General features: G+C 68.2%; 5 protein-coding genes. 2 read left to right on the forward strand and 3 right to left on the reverse strand.

Annotation, left to right across the window (positions count from 1 at the left end; all coding sequences use genetic code 11):
* On the forward strand, positions 1 to 508 hold a 508-nt coding region (locus DD1DGNOD_RS00975; protein WP_430827738.1), incomplete at its 5' end, for a PH domain-containing protein.
* A 39-nt stretch (positions 509 to 547) separates the two neighbouring features.
* Here DD1DGNOD_RS00975 and DD1DGNOD_RS28485 read toward each other — a convergent pair.
* Together DD1DGNOD_RS28485 and DD1DGNOD_RS00985 are read right to left on the reverse strand one after the other, a co-directional pair.
* Positions 548 to 1,219, reverse strand: a complete 672-nt coding sequence (locus tag DD1DGNOD_RS28485; protein ID WP_241251090.1) for a rhomboid family intramembrane serine protease — start codon at positions 1,217 to 1,219, stop codon at positions 548 to 550.
* Between the two features lie 492 nt (positions 1,220 to 1,711).
* The gene (locus DD1DGNOD_RS00985) at positions 1,712 to 2,236 is read right to left on the reverse strand and encodes a peptidylprolyl isomerase (RefSeq protein ID WP_131764680.1); all 525 of its coding nucleotides are present in this window, start codon (positions 2,234 to 2,236) and stop codon (positions 1,712 to 1,714) included.
* Positions 2,237 to 2,516: 280 nt separating this feature from the next.
* On the opposite strand from DD1DGNOD_RS00985, the gene DD1DGNOD_RS00990 reads away from it, so the two are divergent.
* The gene (locus DD1DGNOD_RS00990; protein WP_131764679.1) at positions 2,517 to 3,200 is read left to right on the forward strand and encodes a hypothetical protein; all 684 of its coding nucleotides are present in this window, start codon (positions 2,517 to 2,519) and stop codon (positions 3,198 to 3,200) included.
* Between the two features lie 66 nt (positions 3,201 to 3,266).
* Here the strand turns inward: DD1DGNOD_RS00990 and DD1DGNOD_RS00995 are convergent.
* Positions 3,267 to 4,221: GMC oxidoreductase (locus tag DD1DGNOD_RS00995; protein ID WP_131769233.1), on the reverse strand; the 955-nt coding region annotated here is incomplete at its 5' end.

Here is a 4,221-nt window from a genome sequence, read left to right on the forward strand (position 1 = left end):
CACCCACAGAAGCACCGGCGCAGGAGCCAGCGGTGCCGGACTCACCGACGACGGCACCGGCGGTGAGTCCGGCCCTCGCAGCTGGTCACCGTCCTGGTGGCGGGTGGCCGTGTATGCGGTCGGAGGCGCGTTCGTGCTCGCGGTCAGCGCCGTGGACTCACTCGCCGCCCGATGGGAGTCGCTGGATCGTCCCGGCCGGCTGCTGATCGGGATCGCCGGGGTCGGCCTGCTGCTCCTGGCCGGCCGGGACGCCCTGGCCCGGCCCACCCTGCGCGTGGATCAGGGGGGCGTCGACCTGGTGGACGGGATCCACCGGCGGCACCTGCCCTGGGCCGCCGTATTACGGGTACACGCCGGCACCCTGACGCACAACCGCCGCGGTGTGCACGTTCGCGTCCTCACCGTCGAGACGATCGACGGCCCGATCCTGCTCAGCCGCCGCCAGCTCGGCGCCGAACCCGATCGGATCGCCGAGACGGTGGAGGAGATCCGCCTCCACCTGCGCTGACCCCGACGGCTCTTTCCGACTATTTGGCCGCCTTGCCGGCTATTGAACGAACACTGGCAGTGACGTCAACGTGGACGTCCGGACGACCGCAGCGAACAGCAGCGCGGCGAGAACGCCACCCACGGCGGCCGCCTGCACCCATCCGCGGCGTGACGGCACATAGGCGTAGACCGCACCGACCACGAGACCAACGACGAGACCACCGATATGGCCCCACTTGTCGATCCTGGCGATGGTGAACGTGATGATCAGATTGATGCCGACGATGACGAGGATCGCCGAGGTGTCGGCGCGCAACCGCCTGGCAATCACGTAGTACGCGGCGAAGAACCCGAACACCGCGGTGGACGCCCCGACCGAGAACGTGCTCCAGCCGTTGACCAGATAACTGAGCGTATTTCCGCCGATGGCGCAGACAACGAACAAGGCGAGGTAACGCACCCGTCCGAGGATCTGCTCCAGCTGGGATCCGAGCAGGTAGAGCGCGTACATGTTGAACAGGATGTGCAGGATGCCCGCATGCAGGAAGGCGGCGGTCAACAGCCGGTAGTACTCGTCGTCGAACGCTATGCCTGGACCGTACAGGGAGTAGTCCTGGGTGAAAGCGTTGTCGGGGCCGCTGCCGGCCAGGCCCGGTAGCCCCTGCAGGACGTACGCGACCACGCAGAGTCCGATGAGTACCTGGGTGACCAGCCCGGGGCGTCTCATCATGGCCCGCCCGCCCAAAGAGGTGACCGGCCGCCGGGAGGCACCGCCGCGGCGCGAGGCCGCGGCGCCGCCCTCCTCCGGACAGTGGAACCCGACAGCTGCCGGACGCATGCACTCGGGGCAGATCGGACGTCCGCACCGCTGACAGGACACGTAGGTTTCCCGGTTGGCGTGCCGGTAGCAGTAGGGGACGGGGCGAGGCTGCCCCGCCGGCTCCCGGTCCGGATGATCCGCAGGCCGGGAGCCGGCGGCGGAGGGGGCATCCGGTGTCCAGCCGTCGGGAGGACCCGGTGGTCCGCCCACGGGCCGCCGGCCAGCCGGCTCCGGTGGTGGTCCGGAGGACTGATGCAGGCGCAGGCCGGCTCCCAGAGTGGCACCATCGTCCACGGCCCGGGGACGTAGGCCGCCCGGGCCTCCAGGCCCCGACCAGAGTGAGTTCATCGCACCGGTCCCGACACCTTGCTTCCCCGTCCGCTTCCCTGTCCCCGCCGACCCCTATGCCTGCCGGCGCTCGATGACGACCTGCTCAACGACGATGTCGCTCGTCGGGCGGTCCTGGGCCCCGGTCGACGCCTTACTGATCGCGTCGACGACGTCGGTGCCACTGGTGACTTCGCCGAAAATGGTGTGCTTGCGGTCCAGCCAGGTCGTCGGCGCCACGGTGATGAAGAACTGGGACCCGTTCGTCCCCGGGCCCGCGTTTGCCATCGCCAGCAGGTACGGACGGGCGAAGCGCAGCTCCGGGTGGAACTCGTCGGCGAACTTGTAGCCTGGGCCGCCGCGGCCGGTACCCAGCGGGTCACCACCCTGAATCATGAAACCGGGAATCACCCGATGGAAGATCGTACCGTCGTACAACGGCGCCTTCTTCTTCTCGCCCGTCTCGGGATCGGTCCACTCCCGCGTACCCGTGGCGAGACCGGCGAAGTTCGCCACCGTCTTCGGCGCGTGGTTCTCGAACAGCAAAATCTCGACGTCACCCTGAGTTGTCTTCAGCGTAGCGTACAGCTCCTCGGCCATGAGCCTCTCTTCTGTCGTGTCGGTAGCGGCTGATCGCCGGTGGCGCCGGATGTCGTGCCGGACGTCCAACGATCGCCGTGCTGTCGATGCTCCACCGATCGTATGCGCCGGATTCCGGCCAGGACGGCGCGACCAGGGCTCCGCCCGCGCCAGCGGAACTGCCCGAGCCATACACCAAGAGTGTATGTTTTGTCACGATTCGCACAGTGGTTGCGCTTAGCGCGATTGTGGGTAGGGCAGACTCAGCAGATCGTAGCGCGAGCTGCACGAAGGGAAGTCGATGAGCAGCAAACGAGAGAGCCGACGGTGGCGCGATCATACTTCTTCCGCGACCGGGGTTCCTGCCGGACTGGCCGAGCCGATCCGGCAGGTCCGACAGGCCCAGGTCACCCGATCGCTGACGGAGAAGATTTCCCGCGCAGCCGGACACGTGCCCACAGACAAGATCCCAGTCGCGTCCAGTGCTGTTGCCGACCGTGCCGGCAAGGCTGTGACCCAGGCCGCGGCCAGGGCCGGCACAGTGTCCGGACGCGCCGGACGACAGATCGACAGGACCCGTTCGGTCGCTGAACTGGCCGCGCAACGCGCCCGTCACGCCACCGAGCTACAGCTGGCCAGGACCCGGTCCCGCCGCGCCGCCGACCGGGAGGAAAAAGTCCGCGTCCACGCGGAAAAGACGCAGTCCACCCTGGAGCAGCAACTGGCCAGGGCCGAACACAAGCTCCAACGGATACACCGCCGCCGGCGACGCGGCATTACAGCGATCATGTTGGTCGGTGCGGGTGCGGGCGCCACGGTGGCCGCCCGCGCGGGCATCCGGCAGACACAGCCGGCCGAACCCCTCACTGCCCCTGCAGCCCCGACACCGGGGCTCGGCACCGAATCGCCCGGCACGGGGCAAGCCGACTCAGGCAACCCCCCTTCCGAGAACCCCCGTTCCGAGAGCCCTCGTCCCGCACTCTAAGGTGGAGAAATAACACCTTAGATGGTGAAAAACTGGACGTACCGTCCGTCCGGAGCCGTGTTCGTGTCATCCACGGCTCCGGACCGCGGCCAGGGGCAGGCCGATGCGGTAGGCGGCCGGAGCATCGTCCGGTACGGCCGGGCGTACCGGACGTACCGGTGGGATACGCCGGTACGGCGACCCGATCGGCGGACGCTGGTCCCGTTCGCCGTTGTTGGGCCACATCGACATCGCCCGTTCGGCCTGCGCGACAATGGTCAACGACGGGTTGACACCGAGGTTGGCCGCTATCGCCGCGCCGTCGGTGACATGCAGGCCGTCATATCCGAACACCCGCTGGTAAGGATCGACGACCCCGCTGGACGGGGAATCCCCGATCGCGGCTCCGCCGAGGATGTGCGCTGTCAGCGGAATATCGAGAATCTCCGTCAACGTGCCGCCGGGAAAACCACCGATACGCCTGGCGATCCGCCGGGTCGCGTCGTTGCCAGCCGGAATCCAGGTCGGGTTCGGCTCGCCATGGCCCGGCTTGCTGGTCAGCCCGTACCCGCCGAACAGGCCCCGTCGACGGACGACCGTGAGCGAGTTGTCCCGGGACTGCATGACCAGCGAGATCATGGTGCGTTCCGACCAACGCCACGGCAGCGGTGCATAGACGAACAGGAGCGGATGACGCAACGCTTCGCCGACGAACGTGAGCCATCGTGGTGTCCGGCGGCCGCCGTCCGTCATGAGGGTGGCCAACAGGGCTATCGCGTTACTGCCCCGGCCGTAGCGGACCGGCTCGATATGGGTGTCCGCAGCCGGGTAGAAGGATGACGTGATCGCCACGCCTTTGGTGATCCGCTCGTCCGGACGGAACCTGGTGGCTCCGATGATGGACTCCGAGTTCGTCCGGGTGAGCACGCCGACCCGCGGCGAAAGCGCCGGCAGCACCCCGGTGTCCCGCATCGTGAGCAGGAGCCGCACAGTACCGAGAGTCCCGCCGGCGAACACCACCTGGCCTGCCCGCCACGTCCGT

It is taken from the genome of Candidatus Protofrankia californiensis (genome assembly GCF_900634765.1).
GTDB classification, from domain to species: Bacteria; Actinomycetota; Actinomycetes; order Frankiales; family Frankiaceae; genus Protofrankia; species Protofrankia californiensis.